The organism is Bacillus sp. FJAT-27231 (assembly GCF_001183975.1).
GTDB classification, from domain to species: Bacteria; Bacillota; Bacilli; order Bacillales; family Domibacillaceae; genus Pseudobacillus; species Pseudobacillus wudalianchiensis.
This window is the reverse complement of record NZ_LFZU01000001.1, coordinates 3,917,234-3,937,626: the sequence shown is the minus strand read 5'-3', so window position 1 is coordinate 3,937,626 and position 20,393 is coordinate 3,917,234. Positions and strand designations below refer to the sequence as shown.

The following is a 20,393-nucleotide window of genomic DNA, read 5'->3' as shown; positions in this document are numbered from 1 at the left end:
CGTCAATGCCATTAAGACATGCGATTAATGCCGAAATGAGATTAAACAAAAAAGCCTTCTATATAAAGAAGGCTCCTCATAAAACAGAATTAATGTAATAAACCAAGTGTATTGATGAAAACGATGATAATGGTTAAAGGCACAAGCCATCTCATTAGAAGATACCAGGTAGAATACACGCCATTGCTAAATGGGTGGCTGAGCATAAACTCCTCTCTTACAAGCTCGCGGTTCATTCGCCAAGCGATGAAGAAGGCAATGAGTAAGTTACCTAACGGCAGAAGAATGTTGCTCACAAGATAATCCGTCGCATCAAAAACGGTTTTGCCAAAAAACTGAACATCGGCTAGTGAGCTGAACGAAAGGGCGGCTGGAATCCCTGCCACAAACACAATGCCGCCAACGATAGCTGCTATTTTTCTTCGGGACGTCCGATTTTTTAGAAAGGCGGCTACGATAATTTCTAATAAGCTGAACGAAGAGGTTAAAGTAGCAAATAAAAACAACGCCAAGAAGAAAAAGAGAAACAAGCCGCCAAACGGCATTTTCGAAAATACGGAAGGGAGAACGATAAATAATAATCCCGGCCCTTCCGTCGGCTCAAAGCCAAAAGCGAATACGACTGGAAAGATGGCAAGGCCTGCAAGGACGGATACAAAAATATTCATCAAGGCAACTGAACCGGCAGATGTGGGAAGGCTCACACTTTTATTTAAATATGAACTGTACGTAACCATGCACGAAAAACCAACAGCCAGAGAAAAGAATGATTGCCCAAGTGCATACAGAACAGCTTCTCCGGTTATCTGTGAAAAGTCGGGCTGTAAGAAGAAACGCACGCCTTCCATTGCGCCATCAAGCGTTAGCGACCGGATGACGAGTACGATAAAAAATAAAAATAAGAGCGGCATCATATATTTGTTTGCTTTTTCGATGCCGTTTTGCACACCGGAAGCAATAACGAGCACATTAATGACTAAAAAAGCAGCCAGACCGCTGATCGTAATAATAGGAGAGCCTGTAATATCTCCAAAAAGCTTGCCGTAATCTGCTCCACTGCTAATCACCTGGCCGCCAAGTGCCATTAATGTGTAAATGAGCACCCAGCCTCCTACGACGCTGTAAAAAGAAAGGAGAAGAAAGCAGCCTGCAACCCCTAATTTGCCAATAATGGTCCATAAACTGTTCGGAGCTAGCTTTTTATAAGCACTGACAGCTTCTCTCCCGGAACCGCGGCCAATAATAAATTCGGAAATGAGCATCGGCAATCCAATTAATAAAGTAAACAAGACAAATAGTAATAAGAAAGCCCCTCCTCCGCTTTGGCCGGTGACATAAGGGAACTTCCAAATGGCACCCAGACCAATCGCGGCTCCGGCTGAAGATAAAATGAAGCCGAGGCGGGAGGACCATTGTTCTTTTTTTTCCATAAACATTCACCTTTTCTATCTAAGAAGTTAAAGCTTCGTACGCAAATCCCACAATTCCGGAAAGAAGCGATGATCGAGTACTTTTTTTAAATATTGTACACCTGATGAACCGCCTGTGCCCATCTTAAATCCGATAATTCGCTCGACCGTTTTCATATGACGGAAACGCCATTGCTGCAGCCAATCTTCAATATCGATGAGCTTTTCAGCGAGCTGATACAAATCCCAATGCGTTTTTACATCTTTATAGACACTTAGCCACGCCGCCTCAACAGTCGGATTTCCTGTGTAGGTAATCGAGTAATCACGCTGCAGCAAGTCAGGATCAATCGGAAAGCCGGCACGCGCAAGTGCTTCAATTGCTGCATCGTAAATGCTTGGTGCACGATACGCTTTTTCTAATATAGCATGAAGTTCCGGATCTTTTTGATAAATCGTTAAAATGTGAGGAGTTTTATAACCGAGCAAAAATTCAATTTGCCGGTATTGATAAGATTGGAACCCTGACGCCTGCCCTAATTTTTTACGGAATTCCATATACTCAGAAGGAGTCATTGTCGATAGAACATCCCATGCTTGAATAATTTGAGTTTGAATTTTTGATACACGTGCCAGCATTTTGAACGCCGGCTGCAGTTCATCTTTTTGAATAGCAGAAATAGCCCCTTGCATTTCATGAATAATTAACTTCATCCACAGTTCACTCACTTGATGAATAATAATAAACAGCATTTCGTCATGATGGCCGGATAAGCGTTTTTGGCTGGAGAGCAGGCGATCAAGCGCTAGGTACTCGCCATAAGTCATATTATTTGTAAAGTCGGTATGAATAGAGGACTCTTTTGAGGAATCATTGTTATGGATTGACATATGCACCTTCCTTTCCTAATGGATCAGCAAGTGGGCGTAAAACGGCACGGACAGGACTGCCATCCGCTCCTTCAATCGGCAAAGGGAGGGCAATTAATTCATAATCGCCGGGTGGAATATGATCAAGTATGATATTCTCTAGAATGTGGATATGATGTTGATGAAAAGAATGATGGACAGCCATTTCTTTGCTATCAAGCGCGTCAACGGATGGAACATCAACGCCTATTAAACAAATATTTTTTTCTTTCAAGAGAGGGCCAAGATCTGGGTCGAGCCGAATCACTTCTTCAGGGAATGTATCTGGCTTGCTTATCGGCAGTGTTTTTAAGAGAAGCCGTTCCGCTTTGTCTAGAGAAAATGCTTGTAATTGTTCTGCTCCAATGTTCCTTAAGTGGGACACATCAATCACCCGGGCTTTGCCGATAAAGATGGATAAATCGAGATCAAGAATCGTTTGAGCGCTAGATTCAAAGTGAAAAGGAGCGTCAATATGTGTGCCGGTGTGAAGACTCGTCGTAATTCTGCCAATATTTACAGATCCGGTTTCTTTCTTTGTAAAAGAAAGATCATAAGAAAAAGGGGTATCGCCGGGCCAGTGGGCAATCCTTTCGTTAAGTGGCTGGGAAATATCTATCCATTTCGCTGTCATTCAGAGTGTTCCTCCTCATCGTATATATGGTAGGAATAAAAATGATTCAGTTATCAATGGCTTGATAACTTGACTATAATTCAATTGGATAGGGCTGCCAATACCCTTCTTAAAGAAAATGGTTTTCATTTATTTTTTTTTACAGTATAATGGGTAATTAATTATCAGAAAAAGGCAGGGCTTATTATGGAAACAAACGCAACATCAAACCCTTTGGTACAGGAAAAAGGGCGGAAAAACCGGGGGAGATTGCTCGTCAAATGTCCAGACCGGCCGGGTATTGTCGCCGCGATCTCTAAGTTTTTGTCCGACTTTCAAGCCAATATTATTGAATCGAGTCAATATTCTAGTGATCCGGAAGGCGGCACCTTCTTTATTCGCATTGAATTTGACTGTCCTAATTTAGAAGAGAAGAAAACGATGATGGAAGCTGATTTCAAAGGATTGGCAGATACCTTTTCGATGGAATACCAATTCACTTATACAGAAGATAGAAAGCGGACAGCCATCTTCGTGTCCAAAGAGCCGCACTGTTTGCTCGAGCTGTTATGGGAGTGGCAAAGCGGGGACTTGCCGACAGATATTGCACTCGTGATTAGCAATCATGAAGCGGCAAGAGACATGGTAGAAGCGTTAGGCATTCCATTCCATTATATTCCAGCTAATAAAGATATCCGCAAGCAAGTGGAACAAGAACAAATTGCTTTGTTAAAAGAGAATAATATTGATTTAATTGTTCTCGCTCGTTATATGCAAATTTTAACGTCTGATTTTGTTAGTGCGTTCCCGAATCAAATTATCAATATCCATCACTCCTTCTTGCCGGCGTTTATTGGCGCTCGTCCTTATGAGCGTGCCTATGGACGCGGCGTCAAGTTGATCGGGGCAACATCACATTATGTAACAAATGACTTAGATGAAGGTCCGATTATTGAGCAGGATATTGAACGGGTGAACCACCGTGATCACATTGCAGATCTGAAGAAAATTGGCCGTTCGATTGAACGACGCGTGCTGGCAAGAGCCGTTAAGTGGCACTTAGAGGACCGTGTGATTGTTCACGAAAATAAAACGATTGTCTTTCAATAAGAAAAAGTAAAACCCGCCTTTAATTGGCGGGTTTTCAGGCTGTTGACAAATGTTCGCTTTCTGCGTTGCTCGTTAAGCAGTGGTGCTCATAACCTTCATGTTCACTCCGCTCCTCGCCAAGCTTCGCGCCTTGAAAGACAAATGCTTGCAATCAGCCTGGATATTGTAAATAGACTTTATCTGCCATTTCAACCCTGTCTATGGTTGGCAGATTTTTTCTTCGAAGATATGCAGCTGATTTTTCCCCGCTTTCTTCGCTTCGTACATGGCCTGATCTGCTTTTTTGATAAGCTCATCCGGGTGCTGTCCATCTTTTGGAAATAAGCTAATACCAATACTGGCAGACACATTGACTTGTACTCCGTTTAAGTCAATCGGCTGGACGATCACTTGGCAAACCCGGTCAGCGATATGAGCAGACTCTTTTTCATTTCTCAAATCAAATAAAAAAATAATAAATTCATCTCCGCCGAGACGAGAGACCATGTCCTGCTCACGAATCACTCCTTTTATTCGATCGGCTATCTTTTGAAGCAACAAGTCACCGTGGTCATGTCCATGCTCGTCATTTACTTGCTTAAAGCCATCAAGGTCAATGAATAATATGGCTCCCATTCGTTCCGATCTCTTTAATTTTTCTAAAAGTGCAGAGACTTCTTTATAGAAAAAAGTACGATTCGGCAGATGGGTTAGGCTATCCTTATAAGCGAGCTTCGTAATATGTTGGCGAAAGGTGTCAAGGGAATCCATCATCGTATTAAATTCACGTTCTAATGAAGCAATTTCATCCTTTCCCCTTATTCGTATTCGGGCAGACAGATCGTTGCTTTGCTGAATGGCAACCATGTTCCTCATTAAGCGGTTCAGACGACGAAAAACCATGCGATCGACAAAGGAAAGGGCTCCTTTTAACAATAATAAAGCAGCCACCGCGATTAAGATCAGTAAATAAAAGACACTTTTTCTGACTTGATTATAGAGATAACGGTCGTTTGTAATATGTAATATAGCAGCGGGCTGGCCGTGTAAGTCAGGAAGCGCCGCATAAGCACTATAGTCATTTGTATTGTTTGTCTCCAGCCAAATCGCGGGCGATTGACTAGATGATGCCGCCACTTTCGGAACGATGATTTGTTTTACGTCAGCTAGTTCTATTGGCAAAAGCGTATTATCTTGTAATTCACCAATCAATTTCTCATCTAAATAACGCCCTGCGATCATAGTGCCGGCGCGTGGTCCCATTAAATCATTTTTTAATATTGGATGAGAGGCAATTAGCATCGGCCCTTCATTTAGCTTAATAATCCCTGAAAAGTCACCTTGCTTCAAAGCGCGCGACAAGAGGGGGTCTGTTGCTAATTTTTCCAAAAGAGATGCAGACACAGCGGTTTCTTTTTTTTCTTCTAGCTTGACGGCCTTTTTAAATAATATTTCCTGCTCATTATTTAAGATGATCATTACATTAAATTCATTCGTAAAGAATGTTTGATTAGGCAAGGGATGTGTCCCGTATTCTTTATTAGGCTTGAGAGTGTATTCGTATGTATCGTCCCAGGCAGCATAATCTACTAAGCGGGAAGCGAGATGGTCTTCAAATGTTGTAAGCGTATGCAAAGTGCGTTGCATGTTTTCTCGAGCTTGGTTGTCTTCTAGAGACTTAAAGTGATCTAATATAAAAAGATGAGCGGAAAAATATAAAATAGACAGTCCAATAGCAACACCGGCAGTGAAAAATAAAATTATTTTTTGACGAAGAGACATGATGGTTTTTCTCCTATATAGTTATAATTTCCTATGTCTCATACCCTATTTATATTTTGTTTAAACCTCATTTTTTACTCAAATAGAAAGATTTTTTATAAAATAATAAAAAGACTGCTCTCCAAAGCCTCTGCCTTCCTATCAATAGTCCTTGCTCTAATAGGAAAAAAGAAGCTTTTATGAAGAGCAGTCTCTTTAACTTAAGAAATAGTAAATCTAACGATAACTGGAGCCTTTAACGCTTTTCCCGCAGGCGAGGTAACGGTAGTGTCTACATATAAAAAATAAGTTCCACCAGACACATAGCCGGCTGATGGTGCTTGAATCGTAACGGTTTTGCCATCAGAACTAGTTGATAAGGCAAGGCCATTGACAAATTCTCCTTCATTGCGAACAAATACACTTGAAGGGGTGACTGATTTTGGATCAATGCTTTGACTAAACCGAATGGTTAACGTATGAGTTGGACTAATGTTTAGTAGAGAAGAGAATTCCACTAAGCCAAGCTGCTGGCGAATTTGATCCAATTGAAGCTGTAATTTGCTTTTCTCTTGCTGATCTGGAAGTTTGCTAATAGCCTGCCGGGCAGAATCATAATCCCACAGTCTTTTCGTGGAATTCGCTTGAACGAGCTTGTTCGCTGCTTCTTCTAAAGCAGTCAACAGTGTGTTATCAGGAGCAGGTGCCGGAGTAACAGTCGAAACAGGAGTTGTTGGGCTTGCTTCTCCGTAAGTAGCCAGGCCGTATCCGTATAGTGGATCTCTTCCAGCTGCACCAAGGTCTGTGATGTGCTTCAACAATTCTTTTCGCAGAGAGCTTCCTGATAGAGTTGGGTTTTGCTGTTTTAAAAGAGCGAGCAGTCCAGTAATGTGCGGAGTAGCCTGAGATGTTCCGCTCATATAGGCATAATAACCGCTTGTATAGGTGCTGAGAACCTTTACTCCTGGTGCGGACACTTCCACTTCATTGCCAGTAGAAGAAAAAGAACCTCTTTTTAAGTAATTGTCAATAGCTGCTACAGCTATGACACTGTCATATTTAGCAGGATAGTCAACCGTATTGCCAGTACCGTCTGCTGTCCCGTCATTTCCTGCCGCTCCAACAACGACAATTCCTTTTTGATAAGCTTTGTCAATCATATCGTGCATCATGCGAGAGTCTGCTTCCGTACCGAGGCTCATGTTGATGATATCCATTCCGTTAGCGATCGACCAATCAATTCCTTCAAGGATGTCTTGTAGTGTACCTTCGCCATCTTTATTCATTGTTTTAACGGCGTAAAGTTTTGCATCCGGTGCCACACCGACGATACCTGATCCGTTACGGCGTGCTGCTATAATTCCCGCGACATGGGTGCCATGACCGTTATCATCAACCCAGGAAGACGTATAGTCAACTGTGGAAGTCCCGCCTGCAATCGCTAAATCAGAATGAGGAGCAATACCAGAATCTATCACCGCTACTTTGACACCTTTCCCCGTAATCCCTTTTTGAGCAGCCTCATTCGCCTTAACTGTTTGGTAGCTCCATTGCGATTCTTCACTAGAAACAAAGGCACTTGCTTTTGCGTTATCAACTTGTTTTTTAGTTACGACTTTACTTTTTGTTCCTTTTAACTTAAAAACAACGTTTTTTTCGATATAAGCAATGTTGCGGTCTTTCTTTAATTTATTAACATCACTTTGCTCCATCGTGACAGATACAGCGGGAGCATATTTAAATTGATGATCTACTTCCACACTTTCCGCTAATGCCTTCTTTTTTCCAGTGGCATTTTTATAAACAACAATCACTTCTTCCTTATGATTATCAGCCGGCTGAGCAGCAAGCGGGTGAGAAGTGAATGATAAAAGAAGTGCAGGAACAGCCATCCATTTGATCCATTGTTTGTTCATCTATTGATTCATCCCCTATATGATAAATTAGTAGAGTAAGAGACTAAGAAGTACAAGGGAAATTAGTTTTCTTACTATTTATATATCGGCAAAAATTAACTTGTTTTAATTAAAAATGTAAAGAAAGAAGGAGAGATTGACGGATAAACAAAGGCTTGATATAGTAATAATTAATTTTCAGAATAGTCTTAGTACTGAGAGGAGAAGAGAAAGATGAGTAGAGTAGAGACAGAAAAAGGTTATTTTGGCCAGTTTGGAGGCAGCTTCGTTCCGCCAGATTTGAAGGAAGCGCTAGATTACCTAGCTGAACAATTTGAGACGTATAAAGACGATGCCGAGTTTATGGGCGAATACAAATATTATTTAAAAGAATATGTTGGCCGGGAGAACCCGCTAACCTATGCAAGCCAGTTGACACAGAAGCTTGGCGGAGCAAAAATTTATTTAAAACGGGAAGATTTAAACCATACAGGCTCACACAAAATTAATAATGTCATGGGTCAGATTTTGCTAGCTAAAAAGATGGGCGCCAAGCGAATCATCGCAGAAACGGGTGCCGGTCAGCATGGAGTAGCGACAGCAACGGTCTGTGCGATGTTTGGAATGGAATGTGTCGTTTATATGGGAGCAGAAGACACACGCCGTCAGGCATTGAACGTTTTCCGGATGGAGCTTCTAGGAGCAAAGGTCGTAGCGGTTGAGAGCGGACAGGGACGGCTCAAGGACGCGGTTGATGCTGCACTTGGCGATTATGTGGCTAATTATAAAAACACGTTTTACCTATTGGGCTCAGCAGTGGGGCCTCATCCGTATCCAACGATGGTGAAGCATTTCCATGGGGTGATTAGTGAAGAATCGAAAAAGCAAATTCTAGAAAAAGAAGGCCGCTTGCCAGATGCTGTGATCGCTTGTGTGGGAGGGGGCAGCAATGCAATTGGCGCTTTTGCCCACTATATTGATGAGCCATCCGTTCGCCTTATTGGTGCAGAACCAGAGCAGGCGGCTACGCTCACGAAAGGAAGACCAGCTGAATTGCACGGTTTTAAATGTCTCGTATTAATGGATGAAGAAGGGAACCCGCTTCCGACTTATTCAATCGCTGCCGGATTAGATTATCCAGGTGTTGGTCCAGAGCATAGCTACATGAAAGAAACAGGACGTGCAGAATATTACACTGTAACAAATGAAGAAGTACTAGAAGCATTCCAAACGCTATCGCGCACTGAGGGGATTATCCCGGCTCTGGAAAGTGCTCATGCTGTGGCTCAAGCGATTAAACTAGCGCCGGCTATGGAAAAAGAGCAAATTATTATCGTAAACATTTCAGGCCGTGGTGATAAGGATGTCGAGCAAGTATTTGATATGCTAAAAAAATAAACAAAAAGAAAGTCCAGAAGCTTGTCTGCTGGACTTTCTTTTTGTTTATGATAATCATTGTAAGAAGTGTGAAGAACCGTCCCAGAACGATAATCAATAACCGATTGTTCACCTTGAACGTTTGAGCAGCCGGCGATGAGCGCGTAGGTTCGTTATATAATAGAGAAAACTAATCAGGACGAGAAGGCCGCTTCCGTAAAGCCAAATTTTTTGTTCAAAGAAGCTTGTAACGGCCGTCAAGATTAAACTAATGATGATGAAAAAGAAGGCATCGCGTTTTTTTGATAATAAGAAATCATGCTCTAACCGACGTTGTTCATGCTGCTGCTTCCATTCTCGGTATCTTTGCGGCTCCTCAAGCGTCTGCTGGATTTGCCGGGGGATGGATAGCAAGGGACGAACAGATTGAAGAAGTAAATTGAAAGCTGCCCGGTCGGAAGCAGGACCAGGTTCCGGGTTTTCCTGCAGCCATTTAAAGATGAGCGGCTTGCTTACTTCAAGCAAGTCAATATCAGGATCAAGAATATACAGAATACCAACAAATGTAGAAACGGCCCGGCCAAAAAAGGCAAACTCGCTCGGCATTTGAATTGGTTGATCCCGCACGGTTTTTTCAATATCGGCTAGCAGCTGTTTCATGACAAAATCGTCCGTTACGGACAAGTTGTGTTTCGTGTAATTATCGACGAGCGTCCGAATAATATTTTTCAGCAACTCTTTATTTGCTCCCGGGAGGAGGAAGCGCAAGTCCTCTAAGGCAGCTACTACTTGATCATAATCCTCGAGCACCACACCTTCTACGAGCCGGCGTATATAAATAGAATCGCTCTTTTGAATCTCACTAACCATTCCAAAGTCGATTAGAATAATAGTGCCATCTTTCTTTACTAAAATATTTCCTGGATGAGGGTCAGCATGAAATTGCCCTTCTTGAAGAAGCTGTTCTAGAAACATTTCAACTAATCGGGCGGCTAAATCTCGGCGGTTAATCCCATTTTCTTGGAGAAATTTCAAATCTGTTATTCGGGCACCCTCAACCCATTGCATCGTTAGCACTTTTTTTGTTGAATATTCCTTGTAATAAAAAGGAACACTTACTTTATCAAACAGTTCATACCTTTTTCGAAAGTAGGCACCATTTTGCAGTTCCTTTAAAAAGTCCAGCTCCTGACTAATGGTTGCCTCCATTTCACGATACAAGGCGGGCAGGTTTGTTTGCTTGCCAAAGGGGGTAAAAAATTCTGCGAGCCACATAACAATTCGGACAGCTTTAAAGTCAGTGGAGATAATGCGGTCAATGCCCGGCCGCTGGACCTTTACAGCAACCGTATCTCCATTTGGCAGCAGCGCTTTATACACTTGCCCTATAGAAGCAGAAGCAACAGGTTCCTCACTAATTTGGTGGAGAATGTTATCGTATGGCTTGTTCCATTCTTTTTCCATTACAGCTTTTGCCGCTGTCCAAGAAACACTTGGCACCCGGTCGATTAAATCTTCTAATTCTTCAATAAAAGCTGGAGGCATAATATCTGCCCGTGTACTTAAAAACTGTCCAAGCTTAATTAACAGGCCTTCCAAACGCAGAGCAGTCTGCCGATATTCTGCGGCCTGGCGCTTTAACAGCGCTTCCCATTTTTGAGTTGTTCTGCTTGTCCAACGCTTTCGGTGTCTTTTGCGAAAAAAAGTAACCTGCAAAAAGAATTTAACAGACATCGTAATAATAATAAACATGCGGTAAAGAGAGAAGTTTTTCACAAGCTTTCTTCCTTTCCGGCTACAGTGTTTATTCTATTTTAAAACAATCTCTTCTTCTATGTACAATAATTGCTATGAACAAAACAGTACCAGGAACTACCACTTGATTTTAATACCTAGTCACAAATTTATTGACAAATGTGAAAATAAGGTGATACGATTAGCCCTAGTTAAGAGGATTCAAGTCAGTTAATTGTATAAAATGAGATAAAATTGGAAAAGAGGGAAAGCACATTGAAAGAGCTTCAAACATTTGGCTGGTATGCTGCTCGCGTAGCACCGCATCTTCCTAAGAAAGCATTCAAGCCTGCTCCCGAGCGTCTATGGGGAGGCCTAGCCTACTTAATTGTCGTCGTATCGGGAATTCTGACGATTAGTTTAACTGATTTTAATATATGGATAAGTTTAATGATTTCAATTGTATTAGGTACATCTTTTGCGGCTATGGGCTTTTTAGGACACGAGATTTTACATGGAACGGTCGTAAGAAAAGCTTGGCTTCGTGAATTGACTGGAGGCATCGCTTTCTTTCCATTAAGTACAGGGCCGAAACTATGGGTGAAGTGGCATAACATGACGCACCACCGCCACACGCAAGATGAAGAGAAAGATCCGGATGCGTGGCCAACGATTGAGCAGTTTTCAAAAGCTAAAATATTAAAGCCTTTTTATCGTTTGCCGCTGTCAGTGCGTGGATTTTTAGGGCTGGCCTTTTTGGCGATTACATTTACGATGCACTCTTCCCGGATGTTCAAGCGCTTTATAAAAGAGTTTAATCCAGAAAAGCGTTTATCTGTATGGCTGCAATTACTGTTTCCATGGGCAACGTGGATTGGACTGCTCGTATTAATTGGACCGTTAAAGTGGACGTTTGCCTTTTTAATTCCACTTTTAATTGCCAACTTCATTGTGATGGCTTATATTGCAACAAATCATCGATTAAATCCGCTTGTACCTGTCAACGATCCGCTGGCTAATAGTTTGACAGTGACCGTGCCTAAATGGGTAGATGTGTTGCATTTTAACTTCTCCTATCACACGGAGCATCATCTATTCCCAGGTATGAGCTCTAAATATTATCCGCTCGTAAAAGAGGAACTCAAAAAACGCTGGCCGGAAAGATATCATGAAATGCCGATGATCCAAGCGCTTGCTGCTCTTTATAAGACACCACGCTTGTATAGCAATCAAGTAGAGCTTGTTGATCCTGTCGGTGGAGATGCTTACGGAACACTTGGTCATGGGTTAGACCCATCTAACATTAAACCGAAAGAAGCTAACCCGGCTGTAGTGGAAGAGGAAACTCCGACGCGCTCGATGACAGCTAACAAATAAAGACAAGCCTGATCTCTAGCAGATCAGGCTTTTTTGCTTCTAGAATAAGGGGTTGATACACAAATGCTCTTCATAAAAACTACAAGGCCGCCTGATGTTGAGTGTCAAGGCAGCCTTGTAGACAGTGTATTTAAGAAGATAAATATTTTATAGTTAACGCCGGACGGCCTCTGCGAAAGCGCTTTTTAATGTGAAAAGATGGGGTGACTTTTCACTTGGGCGAAAGACCGCCATGCGGACGTTACAAAAGTAAAAACTTACATATTATGCTGTTTTACAGCAGCAAATTCAGGCTGCAGCATCGTACCTGTCTCTGCATAACTCAAATGCCAAGAGAAAGCCTTTTCCAGCACATGAGGTGTCTGGCCGCCACGCTTAAGCGCTTCTTCAAAGTAAGCTGTCATCTGTTCTTTATAAAGTGGATGCATGCAATTTTGAATAATGAGGCGAGCACGCTCCACAGGGGCGAGACCGCGTAAGTCTGCATAGCCTTGCTCTGTCACTAATACATCGACATCATGCTCCGTATGGTCTACATGGGAGATGAAAGGAACGATGCTGGAAATATCCCCATGTTTAGCGATAGACTTTGTAACAAAGATGGCTAACCGGCTGTTGCGGGCGAAGTCGCCGGAACCGCCAATTCCATTCATCATTTTTGTTCCACAAACGTGAGTAGAATTTACATTTCCATAAATATCGGCTTCTATCGCCGTATTGATCGAAATAAGCCCGAGTCGGCGAATGATCTCAGGGTGATTGGATATTTCCTGGGGGCGCAGGACGAGCTTGTCTTTATATTGATCAAGCTTTGGGAAAACCGTTTTCATCTTTTCTTGCGACAAGGTGATAGAGCAGCCGGAAGCAAAACGAACTTTACCGCTATCTAATAAATCAAATACGGCATCCTGCAGTACTTCCGAATACACTTCTAAATTTTCAAATTCAGAATCAAGCAGCCCATGTAACACAGCGTTAGCGACAGAGCCAATACCTGATTGCAGTGGTGCCAGTTCCTTTGTAAGGCGGCCTGCTTTGATTTCTTCTCGTAAAAATTCAATCAAATGGTTAGCCATAATAGCTGTTTCTTCATCCGGCGGCACAATAGTTGAAGGAGAATCGAGATCATGCGTTAACACAATGCCTTTAATTTTGTCCAAGTTCACTTTCACTTTATTTGTACCAATTCGCTTATCCACCGATGTTAAAGCGATTGGTAAGCGCTTTCCGTATGCGCCTGCTTCATAAATATCGTGCATTCCTTCAAGTGCAGCAGGCTGTGCCAAGTTCAATTCAATAATGATGTTCTCAGCTTTTTCTAAGAAAATGGCTGAGTTTCCAACAGAAGTAGAAGGAATAATGTCTCCTTCCTCTGTAATAGCGACCGCTTCAATAATGGCAAAATCGATTGGGTTCAATACATCAGAACGCACCATCTCAGCCACGTGTGATAAATGCTGATCGGTAAAAAGCAGCTCGCCCTCGTTAATTTTTTTCCGCATGGAGGCATCGGCTTGGAAGGGTAGTCGTTTATGTATAATGCCTGCTTCTGCCATTAATTTATCAATATCCGATCCGAGAGAAGCTCCGGTGTATACATTTACTTGAAAATTTTCATCCTTCGCTCTATCCACTAACGCCAAAGGTACTGCTTTTGCGTCCCCTGCTCGTGTAAACCCGCTCAAACCAAGAGTCATGCCGTCCTTAATCCACGAGGCGGCTTCACCCGCCGAAACAATTTTCTTTTGCAGCTCTTTGCTGCGCAGCTGTTTAGTGATATGTGAGTTCATCAAAAATCCCCCTTTGCCACTTTTAAAATAATTCTAACAACCTTTCAGCATCTACTCATTCGTTTTCGCATGAAAAGCCTTTAAAAAGGGACAAAGCAGAAAAATACAAGCATGAAGCAGAAGTTAAAAATTAAGTGCTTTTCGGAACGAGCTTGCATATGTTTGGCTGACAGGAATCTTTGTCCGATCTTTCATCACGAGCAAAAAAGTAGAGTGGGAATCTGGCTGGATTTCTTCAATATGCTTGACGTTCACAATATAGGAGCGGTGTACGCGAATAAAGTAATCATTCGGCAGCATAAATTCCAGTTCTGTTAAATTCATTTTGTGATAGCCTTCTCCACTAACAGATTGCACCTTTGTTTTTCTATTTTCCGCTTCTAAATAAACAATGTTTTCATAAGCAACTGGGTACCAGCAGTCTTCAGACTTAATCGTAAAAAAATTGGCGGCGATCGGAGAAGGCTTTGCTGGGAAAATAGTCGTAACTGCTCCGACAACCTGGGCATCGTTAAATAACGGAACAGATACAGCATAATAAGGAATACCATATACATCACTATCAATGTATTCAGAGATTTCATGTCTCTCCGCGATAGCCTTCGCTGCCCCGCTGCCAGCTTTGTAGGGCTCTCCTGCACGAATGCGCAAGTCTACCAGCTTACTCGGTTGATAGTAAATAAACTTTTCTGAATCAGCTACCGCAACCGATGTATACGGTGGAAGAAACTCTTTCATCACGTTCATAATGGAAGATATAGTGACTGGATCCATAGATTACACCTCATCCCTTTAATCGTTTATACTAATTATCATAACAGGCTTATTTTGAAGAAGAAAGGAAGCTGGAAGGATGAAAGGAAAAACCAATGCGATGCGCATACTCGATAAAGAAGGGCTGGCGTATGAGACCTACTCTTATGATTCCGCTGATGGGAAAATTGACGGCGTGTCTACTGCTGAGAAGATTGGGAAAAGTGCGGATAGCGTGTTCAAAACGCTCGTGACGATCGGGACGGATAAACAAATTTATGTGTTCGTTATACCGGTTATTGAAGAGCTTGATCTGAAAAAAGCTGCCAAAGCAGCAGGGGCGAAAAAGCTTGAGATGATTCCTGTAAAAGACATTCAAAAGTACACAGGGTATATAAGAGGCGGCTGTTCACCAATTGGTATGAAGAAGCTCTATCCTACTTTTCTCGATTCCCATACCATTTCCCAGGAAAACATTATCGTGAGCGCTGGAAAGATCGGTCAGCAAATAGAATTAAAAGCAGCGGACTTAATTGCGATTACAAATGCAGTAACTGAGCATGAAATTGTAAAATAAATAAAATGACCGTAAGCAAGCCGAGGTGCCACCGCTGCTACCCTGATGGTTTACTATATTAAAATGGCACAAGGACAATCGCCCTTGCATATAGTGATAGAGGATCACTTTTAAATCTGATGCAAAGAGGTGCAGAAATGAGCAGGAACGTCATTCGCTATTTTGCAAGGGGGAACACGGCAAAGGGGCTTCATAGTCTTCTTGAGTCAAATATACAAGGGGTAAAGCAGGTTTTCCTTGTAGATGGGGGTACACCGGCAGAAAGAGCGGCTTGCCTTAAGCAGCTGGCTGATCGGCTGCTGGAAGAAGGAGTGGCGATGGAACTGCTGCATTGTCCGGGTGATCCTGATCAATTAGAGGGAATTATTGCAACGGAAAAAGGCGCCGCTATTCTTATCAAACAGGCTGCCTCTGCTATTACAGGCCCGCACGTACACTATGTAAATATTTCAGGGCAAGCAGCAGTCCCAGCTGATAAACAGCAGGAGATCACAAAGCTGGCAGAGCAGGCGGAGATCGCCCGGCAAAATGCTTACACTTGTTTTCAAAAGGCATTAGCCGTTCATGATGAATGGGAAGATATTTATATTCAACGGCTTGATAAAAAAAGAGCAAATGAGCTAGCAGATGAGCTTGTTGCTCGCTTAATCTCACGGACGTCTAAAAATGCAAAAGGGACGGTTAGGCACCGTTTTTTAGGAGCAGCCACTCCAAAAGGAGCAGTAGACTTTGTCGGAAACTTAACGGATGGTCTTTCCAAAAGGTATTTTATTAAAGGCCGTGCTGGAACGGGCAAGTCAACGATGCTGAAAAAAATTGCTGCCGCTGCCGAGGAGAAGGGATATGACGTGGAAATTTACCACTGCGGGTTTGATCCAGCAAGTCTGGACATGGTCATTGTCCGCGAGCTTGGATTTGCTATTTTTGATAGCACCGCACCCCATGAGTATTTTCCAGAAAGAGCAACCGATAGCACTATTGATTTATATAAAGAAATTGTTCCCGCTGGAACGGATGAAAAGTTTGAGTCGGAAATTAAAGAGATTGCTGAGCGTTACCGGCAGCTCATGAATAAAGGCACGGCGTACTTAGCTGAAAGCAAGAAGTGCAGGGAAAAGATTCAAGCCTGCTATCCGCAAGCGCCAAATCAGCAGGTGCTAGCGAGCACATGCAATGACATTATATCGAAGCTATAGGGAAAAGAGCAGAATCATGGAATACGTAAAACGGAATGAGATGGTAGACCAGGTCTCCTGTACATGCCATCAGGCTGGTTGAAGCGAACGTCTGTCAACAGCTTAAAGGGAATGTTTCTAAGTTTAGAAACATTCCCTTGTATTATTATTCTGACCATAGGAACCGTCCAATAAGACGATCCACTTTTTCACTTTCGTGAAGGCCGCTATGATCAATACGACGATCCGCTATTACCGCTTTCTGAAAGCGTGAGCGTGGAACAATCTTTTCTAGGGTAAGAACACTGTCAACTGAGACAAGCTGGTCTCCGGTGCCGGCAATTGCCAATACATTCATATCAGAAGGGAAGGAGTCTTTCTGTTTGAGCAGAGTTTGCAGGGCTGCTGAGTTCGGCATCAAATCAGCTGCTGCCGGACCCCAGTTTCTTTTTAAATAATCCTTATCTTTTAATCCGGAAAACGGACTGCCGATGACAACTAATTTATGAATGAATGGATAACCTGGTTTTTTCGTGTATTCTTCAAGAAACTTAACTGACACGATGCCTCCCATAGAATGGCCGACGATATTTACATTTTCAAACTTATACGTTTCGTGCAGAGCATGCAGCGCTTTAGACAGCCAGTAGGCCGTATCCTGAAAGCTCGCCCGGTTGTCTTCGAAGATTAGTTGAACAAATAGACGGCCGCTTGATGGCACTTTACCGATTTCGTTAAAGACCACTTGACCATTAGCTTTTACATGGCAAATAATCGTTGTTTTGCCCCATCGATGATCTTTTTCAAACCGCTCTAGCATCGAACGAAACGAAACAGCTGTCCCTTTATATCCATGTACGAAAACAGTGACATTGGGAGGAGAAGCATTAGTCCTTGAACTAGCTATGAGGGTATCATAACCGATAAAAATGAGAAGAGAAACAAGCAGAGAGGCTAATACAAGTCTATGTCGCTTTGTCACAAGCTGTAATCTCCTTCTTAGGTGGTTTTTTCTTTAGCTTTCTACACTTGTAAAGAGGATATTCAAGTGTTTTTATTATATAAAAAATGACGAGGTGTTTATGCAAAAATAATGACAGAAAAATGAACATAAAACACTAAGAATCAAAGGAAAGGGGAGGGGAAAATGCAAGAGCCAGTAGGTACGTGTAAAAAGTGTGGAAAAGCCCTTTATTGTTTAGATGGTTTTTTTAATGGTGTCAAAGAAAGCGGAGCTGTTTTCTGTTTTGACTGCAGCGAAGAAGAGGAGAAAGACCAGATGTAAGACCGCCCTGTGAGTGCCAGACGGTCTTCATCATTAAATATCTTTAGTGGCAGCATCTTTGATTTCACGGCGTTCTGCATATAAATTCACAACGATCGTTTTTAGAATGCCATACGTAGGAATTGCCAAAATAACTCCCCAAATACCCGCAATATTACCGGCAGCTAAAATTAAGGTAATAACGGTAAGCGGATGGATATCGAGCGCTTTTCCCATCACATTTGGTGAAATTAAGTTTGATTCAATTTGCTGGGCAATCAGCATAATGATTGCGACCCAGATCACCATCTGTGGATCTTGAACCCAAGCGACTAATAACGCCGGTGTCACGGCGAGATAAGGGCCAAGAAAAGGAATCACATTGGTTGCCATGCCGATCAGCGCTAAAATTAATGAATAGTCCAGGCCGATGATCAAGTAGCCGATTAATAGCATAGTTCCCACGAGAAAGCTAACGAGCAGCTGTCCTTGAATATAGGATTGCAGAGTTTCATCGAGATCTTTCAACGTCCGCAGTATCCATTGTCGGCGGTGGCCTGAAAAGAAGTTAGCTAAAAACGGAGCAAATTTTTCTCTGTCTTTCAGCATATAAAACAAGAAAAAAGGGACGAGTACGGTTAAGAACACGGTTTGCAGCAATCCTTGCAAAAAGTTAATGAGCCACGTTCCAAAGGCCATCGCCCAATCTTCCACTTTTCCTTCCGCATCTTCAAGCGACTGAATCGCAAACTGAGGAAGCCGCTCTTTCTGGTTCATTAAATAATTAATAGCATCCTCTGCAACTTGGACCATCTGTGGCGTATTTTTCGCCAGCCTTGCTCCTTGCTCATTCACAATTGGACCAATCATAGAGAATAAAACCCAAAAGGTGACAACTAACAAGAAGAATACGCTTAATATAGAGGCCCATCTTGGCAATCTTTTTCCTTCTAGCCAGTTGACGACGGGGCGGGTTAAATAAAACAAAACCCCGGCAAGAACAAGAGGTAAAAAGACGGTTTTCGCCACAATGACTAGTGGGTTGAAAATATCGTTTATTTGTCTAAATAACAAAATAATAATCAGAATTAGCACTAGTGCAATTCCCGTTTGAAACCACGTTTTATTGACCACTCAACTTTACACTTCCTTCCGCCCTCTGAAACTGCTATTCACATTATACCGGTACTTACTGGAATAAAGAAACTATTAAGACAAAACAAAAAACGCACACTTTCAATCGAAAGCGTGCGTAAACGTGCTTCATTAAAATAATAAGTGCGCCATGCCTGCAATAATAGGCAGAGAAATAAGTGTTCTTAATAGGAAAATAAGAATCAAGTCTTTAACTGAGACTGGAATTTTTGTTCCAAGAAGAAGGCCTCCGACTTCAGACATATAAATTAATTGAGAAACAGAAAGACTGGCGATCACAAAGCGTGTTAAATCGCTCTCAATGCCCGTACCGATAATAGAGGGCAAGAACATATCCGCAAATCCAACAACAATTGTCTCCGACGCTTCTTTCGCAAATGGCACTTGCAGCAATTCTAACAGCGGAATGAACGGTGTACCAAGCCATTGGAAGAACGGTGTTGTTTCAGCGATGATTAGAGCAAGGGTACCGATCGCCATTACGATAGGAGCGACCCCGAGCCACATGTCGATTACGTTTTGCAGCCCATCTTTCACAACGGCTGCAGGTTTATTTTTCTCAGCTTGGGCAACAGCTTGTTTAAAGCCATAGCTGAATGGTGTATAACCTTCTGGAATGCTTTCATCATCGTTCTTTCTCTTCTCACCATTGACAAACGTATCCATTTTTTTTGAAAGAGGCGGGATACGCGGCAAGATTAAAGCACAGACAATTCCTGCTAAAATAACGGTTCCATAAAAAGGAAGAAAATGGCGAGCCAGACCCACTTGGTCGATTACGACTAAACAGAATGTAACAGATACGACAGAGAAGGTAGTCCCAATAATAGCGGCTTCTTTTTTTGTATAAAATCCTTCTTCGTATTGCTTGCTCGTTAATAATACGCCAATCGTTCCATCGCCGAGCCAGGAAGCGAGACAGTCGACAGATGAACGGCCTGGCAGCTTGAAAAGCGGGCGCATAATTTTAGTTAAAGAATATCCGAAGAACTCTAATAGACCAAAATTAAGTAACAATGGCAACAACAATCCGGCAAATAAAAAGGTAGAAAACAAAATAGGTAACAATGAATATAGCAGCATGCCGCCAGTATTTTCTGAATGTACCCATTCGGGTCCAAGCTTATAAAGTGTCATCACAGCGAACACCGCGCCGATCACACGTACAAACGCCCAAACAGGCGCTACATCAAACAATGAAGCTAGAAATGGAGAGCGGCGGACAAAAGCCGGACGTACTGTTTTGACGAAAATGGTGCCTGCAGCTGCCAGTATGACTAAATAAGTCATAATGGTTGGGATTGCACTGCCCATGGCTGACTGCAAAGAGTTAGATAAAATAGCAATGGGAATAGTCAGCTCGCCATCAATAGGCACGGGCGTCATAAAAAAGAAAATTCCTATTAAGGAAGGAATGACAAAGCGTAAAATACTCGGTAAAGAGCTTCTAGAAGTAGTAATTTCCATTCAATTCTAGTTCCTTTCTATGAATATCTTTGTATATTTATTAAATTA

The 20,393-nt window shown here is 42.3% G+C and carries 17 protein-coding genes; 6 read left to right on the top strand and 11 right to left on the bottom strand.

What is annotated here, in order from left to right; translation table 11 throughout:
- Window positions 1–89 precede the first annotated feature (89 nt).
- Genes AC623_RS18860 through kynB form a run of 3 tightly spaced genes read right to left on the bottom strand, consistent with a single transcriptional unit; the run spans window position 90 to window position 2,952 of the window.
- Entirely contained in the window at window positions 90–1,430 is a 1,341-nt protein-coding gene (locus tag AC623_RS18860) for a sodium-dependent transporter (RefSeq protein ID WP_049665490.1), read from the bottom strand.
- A 27-nt stretch (window positions 1,431–1,457) separates the two neighbouring features.
- Complete coding sequence (gene kynA / locus AC623_RS18855) at window positions 1,458–2,300, bottom strand: tryptophan 2,3-dioxygenase (protein WP_049665488.1); 843 nt, start codon at window positions 2,298–2,300, stop codon at window positions 1,458–1,460.
- Window positions 2,287–2,952 carry an arylformamidase gene (gene kynB, locus AC623_RS18850; RefSeq protein WP_049665486.1) on the bottom strand — a complete coding sequence of 222 codons (666 nt, stop codon included), beginning with the start codon at window positions 2,950–2,952 and terminating at the stop codon, window positions 2,287–2,289. Before kynB ends, kynA begins: the two co-directional genes overlap by 14 nt.
- Before the next feature lie 186 nt (window positions 2,953–3,138).
- On the opposite strand from kynB, the gene purU reads away from it, so the two are divergent.
- Entirely contained in the window at window positions 3,139–4,041 is a 903-nt protein-coding gene (gene purU / locus AC623_RS18845) for a formyltetrahydrofolate deformylase (RefSeq protein WP_049665483.1), read from the top strand.
- A gap of 198 nt (window positions 4,042–4,239) precedes the next feature.
- Here the strand turns inward: purU and AC623_RS18840 are convergent, their stop codons facing one another.
- Together AC623_RS18840 and AC623_RS18835 are read right to left on the bottom strand one after the other, a co-directional pair.
- Window positions 4,240–5,802, bottom strand: a complete 1,563-nt coding sequence (locus AC623_RS18840; protein ID WP_049665480.1) for a sensor domain-containing diguanylate cyclase — start codon at window positions 5,800–5,802, stop codon at window positions 4,240–4,242.
- 200 nt (window positions 5,803–6,002) lie between these two features.
- Complete coding sequence (locus tag AC623_RS18835) at window positions 6,003–7,697, bottom strand: S8 family serine peptidase (RefSeq protein WP_053104181.1); 1,695 nt, start codon at window positions 7,695–7,697, stop codon at window positions 6,003–6,005.
- A 213-nt stretch (window positions 7,698–7,910) separates the two neighbouring features.
- Here AC623_RS18835 and trpB point away from each other — a divergent pair, with 213 nt between their 5' ends.
- Window positions 7,911–9,074 carry a tryptophan synthase subunit beta gene (gene trpB / locus AC623_RS18830; protein WP_049665476.1) on the top strand — a complete coding sequence of 388 codons (1,164 nt, stop codon included), beginning with the start codon at window positions 7,911–7,913 and terminating at the stop codon, window positions 9,072–9,074.
- A 108-nt stretch (window positions 9,075–9,182) separates the two neighbouring features.
- Here the strand turns inward: trpB and AC623_RS18825 are convergent, their stop codons facing one another.
- Window positions 9,183–10,829 (bottom strand): ABC1 kinase family protein, encoded by a 1,647-nt coding sequence (locus AC623_RS18825; protein WP_053104179.1) that lies wholly within the window; start codon window positions 10,827–10,829, stop codon window positions 9,183–9,185.
- A gap of 234 nt (window positions 10,830–11,063) precedes the next feature.
- Here AC623_RS18825 and AC623_RS18820 point away from each other — a divergent pair, with 234 nt between their 5' ends.
- Window positions 11,064–12,164 (top strand): fatty acid desaturase family protein, encoded by a 1,101-nt coding sequence (locus AC623_RS18820; RefSeq protein ID WP_049665474.1) that lies wholly within the window; start codon window positions 11,064–11,066, stop codon window positions 12,162–12,164.
- Between the two features lie 257 nt (window positions 12,165–12,421).
- On the opposite strand, the gene AC623_RS18815 is transcribed toward AC623_RS18820, so the two are convergent.
- Window positions 12,422–13,954 carry an acetyl-CoA hydrolase/transferase family protein gene (locus AC623_RS18815; RefSeq protein WP_049665472.1) on the bottom strand — a complete coding sequence of 511 codons (1,533 nt, stop codon included), beginning with the start codon at window positions 13,952–13,954 and terminating at the stop codon, window positions 12,422–12,424.
- Window positions 13,955–14,077: 123 nt separating this feature from the next.
- Entirely contained in the window at window positions 14,078–14,728 is a 651-nt protein-coding gene (locus tag AC623_RS18810; protein ID WP_049665471.1) for a LytTR family DNA-binding domain-containing protein, read from the bottom strand.
- Between the two features lie 79 nt (window positions 14,729–14,807).
- Here AC623_RS18810 and ybaK point away from each other — a divergent pair, with 79 nt between their 5' ends.
- Window positions 14,808–15,284: a Cys-tRNA(Pro) deacylase gene (gene ybaK, locus AC623_RS18805; RefSeq protein ID WP_049665469.1), complete on the top strand. Its 477-nt coding sequence runs from the start codon at window positions 14,808–14,810 to the stop codon at window positions 15,282–15,284.
- 137 nt (window positions 15,285–15,421) lie between these two features.
- On the top strand, window positions 15,422–16,480 hold the full coding sequence (locus AC623_RS18800) for a hypothetical protein (protein WP_049665467.1): 1,059 nt from the start codon (window positions 15,422–15,424) through the stop codon (window positions 16,478–16,480).
- A 145-nt stretch (window positions 16,481–16,625) separates the two neighbouring features.
- On the opposite strand, the gene AC623_RS18795 is transcribed toward AC623_RS18800, so the two are convergent.
- Complete coding sequence (locus AC623_RS18795; protein ID WP_049665464.1) at window positions 16,626–17,441, bottom strand: alpha/beta fold hydrolase; 816 nt, start codon at window positions 17,439–17,441, stop codon at window positions 16,626–16,628.
- 165 nt (window positions 17,442–17,606) lie between these two features.
- Between AC623_RS18795 and AC623_RS21845 the strand changes: the two genes are divergently transcribed.
- Window positions 17,607–17,744, top strand: a complete 138-nt coding sequence (locus AC623_RS21845; RefSeq protein WP_197090995.1) for a hypothetical protein — start codon at window positions 17,607–17,609, stop codon at window positions 17,742–17,744.
- Window positions 17,745–17,777: 33 nt separating this feature from the next.
- Here AC623_RS21845 and AC623_RS18790 read toward each other — a convergent pair whose 3' ends face one another.
- Entirely contained in the window at window positions 17,778–18,857 is a 1,080-nt protein-coding gene (locus AC623_RS18790; protein WP_049665462.1) for an AI-2E family transporter, read from the bottom strand.
- 132 nt (window positions 18,858–18,989) lie between these two features.
- Window positions 18,990–20,345: a YjiH family protein gene (locus tag AC623_RS18785; protein WP_049665460.1), complete on the bottom strand. Its 1,356-nt coding sequence runs from the start codon at window positions 20,343–20,345 to the stop codon at window positions 18,990–18,992.
- Between the last annotated feature and the right edge of the window lie 48 nt (window positions 20,346–20,393).

Excerpts from the sequence above, each read along its gene's own strand:
- AC623_RS18860 (WP_049665490.1), bottom strand. The coding sequence starts at position 1,430 with ATGGAAAAAAAAGAACAATGGTCCTCCCGCCTCGGCTTCATTTTATCT.
- kynA (WP_049665488.1), bottom strand. The coding sequence starts at position 2,300 with ATGTCAATCCATAACAATGATTCCTCAAAAGAGTCCTCTATTCATACC.
- kynB (WP_049665486.1), bottom strand. The coding sequence starts at position 2,952 with ATGACAGCGAAATGGATAGATATTTCCCAGCCACTTAACGAAAGGATT.
- purU (WP_049665483.1), top strand. The coding sequence starts at position 3,139 with ATGGAAACAAACGCAACATCAAACCCTTTGGTACAGGAAAAAGGGCGG.
- AC623_RS18840 (WP_049665480.1), bottom strand. The coding sequence starts at position 5,802 with ATGTCTCTTCGTCAAAAAATAATTTTATTTTTCACTGCCGGTGTTGCT.
- AC623_RS18835 (WP_053104181.1), bottom strand. The coding sequence starts at position 7,697 with ATGAACAAACAATGGATCAAATGGATGGCTGTTCCTGCACTTCTTTTA.
- trpB (WP_049665476.1), top strand. The coding sequence starts at position 7,911 with ATGAGTAGAGTAGAGACAGAAAAAGGTTATTTTGGCCAGTTTGGAGGC.
- AC623_RS18815 (WP_049665472.1), bottom strand. The coding sequence starts at position 13,954 with ATGAACTCACATATCACTAAACAGCTGCGCAGCAAAGAGCTGCAAAAG.
- AC623_RS18810 (WP_049665471.1), bottom strand. The coding sequence starts at position 14,728 with ATGGATCCAGTCACTATATCTTCCATTATGAACGTGATGAAAGAGTTT.
- ybaK (WP_049665469.1), top strand. The coding sequence starts at position 14,808 with ATGAAAGGAAAAACCAATGCGATGCGCATACTCGATAAAGAAGGGCTG.
- AC623_RS18800 (WP_049665467.1), top strand. The coding sequence starts at position 15,422 with ATGAGCAGGAACGTCATTCGCTATTTTGCAAGGGGGAACACGGCAAAG.
- AC623_RS21845 (WP_197090995.1), top strand. The coding sequence starts at position 17,607 with ATGCAAGAGCCAGTAGGTACGTGTAAAAAGTGTGGAAAAGCCCTTTAT.
- AC623_RS18785 (WP_049665460.1), bottom strand. The coding sequence starts at position 20,345 with ATGGAAATTACTACTTCTAGAAGCTCTTTACCGAGTATTTTACGCTTT.